A 1,904-nucleotide genomic window follows, 5' to 3' on the forward strand; every position below is an offset into this window, starting at 1 on the left:
CCGGAAAGTTCTACGCCCTGCCCCAGGCCCCCCAGCAGTTCAAGCAGCTCCTCATGACCTCCGGCTTTGACCGCTATTTCCAGATTGCCCCCTGCTTCCGGGACGAGGACGCCCGGGCGGACCGCTCCCCCGGCGAGTTCTACCAGCTGGATATGGAAATGGCCTTCGCCACCCAGGAGGACGTGTTCGCCGTTATCGAAGACGTGCTGCCCCCGATTTTCGCCCGGTACGGCAAGTACAGCCGGGCCAGCGCCGCCCCCTTCCTGCGGGTGCCCTATACCGAGGCCATGGAGAAATACGGCACCGACAAGCCGGACCTGCGCATCGACCTGACGGTCCAGGATGCGACGGAGGTCCTGGGCGGCTGCGGCTTCGGGCCCTTTGAGGGGAACGCGGTCAAGGCCGTGGTAGTCTCCGGTNTCCACGAGACTCGGAAGTTCATCGACAAGACCCTGGCGGAGGTGGAGGTGGTTTCCGGCGGGAAGCCCTACTGGTTCCGCCTGGACGAGAACGGGGAGATTGTGGGCGGCATCGCCAAGTTTGTTCAGCCCCTCAAGGACCGCGTGATCTCCGCCCTGGGCTTGAAGCCCAACGACTTCGTGGCCCTCTCCGCCGGGAAGCTGGGGGCCGCCCAGAAGACCGCCGGCGTGCTGGTGAAGACCCTGGGCGCGGCGGTGCCGGGGCATATGGACAAAGAGCAGTACGCNTTCTNCTGGATTGTGGACTTCCCCATNTACGAAATTGGGGAGGAGAGCGGCGAGCTGGAGTTCTGCCACAACCCCTTCTCCATGCCCTCCGGCGGGCTGGAGGTCCTCCAAAAAGCGGAGCGGGGGGAGATCGACCCCCTGAGCATCACCGCCGACCAGTACGATTTGGTCTGCAACGGCGTGGAGCTGANCTCCGGCGCGGTGCGGAACCACGACCCGGAGATTATGGTAAAGGCCTTTGAGATGGTCCGCCTGGGCGAGGAGGACGTAAAGGCCAAGTTCCCCGCCATGTACAACGCCTTCACCTATGGCGCGCCGCCCCACGCGGGCATCGCCCCGGGAGTGGACCGGATGGTCATGCTGCTGGCGGGCGAGGACTCCATCCGGGAAATCATCCCCTTCCCCATGAACAAAAACGCCGCGGACATCATGATGAGCGCCCCCGGCGAGGTGACGGCGAAGCAGCTGGACGAGCTGCACATCGCGCNGGTGANGGTGGAGGAATAACCCGTNGACNTCCATCAGGAAACCCGGGCCCATCACGCCATGGCGGCAGTGGGCGGCTTTTTCGGCGTCTATGCCCTGCTGACCCGGGGCGGAACCTTCGGCTCCTCCGAAACCTCCAACCTTATTTATCTAGTAGTGACCGGCCTGTACGGGACCTGGGGTCCCGTCCTAGTCCGGCTGGGGGCCACGGCGTGCTACATAGCCGGTATCGTCCTGGCGGTGCTGCTCCGGCGGGCGGGGAAAACCGCCCTGCTCCGCTGGGCCGCCGTGGGCGCCGACCTTTCCGCCTGCCTGGCGCTGGCCCGGATTCCCGCGGAGACGGACCCCATCCTGGCCCTTTACCCCATGTTCCTCGCCACGGCGGTACAGTGGGTGGCCTATTCCCAGGCGGCGGGATACAACTGCGCCACCATCTTCTCCACCAACAACCTCCGCCAGTTCACCGAAGGGGCCACGGAATACCTCTGCGGCCATGACCCGGAGCAGCTGCGAAAGCTCCGGTTCTACGGCGGGACCCTGCTGTGCTTCCACCTGGGGGCCGCCTGGGGCTGGTGGTGCGTGGGCCGGTGGAGCATTCCGGGGATTTACGGGTGCCTGCCCCTGCTGATCCCTCCGGCGGTGTTTTTGAGCCCAAAAACAAGACGGCCCGCCCTCACAGGGCCCCTTGACAACCCACCCAGAACATGATAC

General features: G+C 65.3%; 2 protein-coding genes. Both read left to right on the forward strand.

What is annotated here, in order from left to right:
* A partial coding sequence (gene aspS / locus JX325_RS15985; RefSeq protein ID WP_204792041.1) for an aspartate--tRNA ligase occupies window positions 1–1,214 on the forward strand: 1,214 nt, incomplete at its 5' end.
* A 39-nt stretch (window positions 1,215–1,253) separates the two neighbouring features.
* Window positions 1,254–1,901, forward strand: a complete 648-nt coding sequence (locus JX325_RS15990) for a YoaK family protein (protein WP_204792042.1) — start codon at window positions 1,254–1,256, stop codon at window positions 1,899–1,901.
* The last annotated feature ends 3 nt before the right edge of the window (window positions 1,902–1,904 follow it).

It is taken from the genome of Oscillibacter sp. CU971 (assembly GCF_905219725.1).
Taxonomy (GTDB): Bacteria; Bacillota; Clostridia; order Oscillospirales; family Oscillospiraceae; genus Oscillibacter.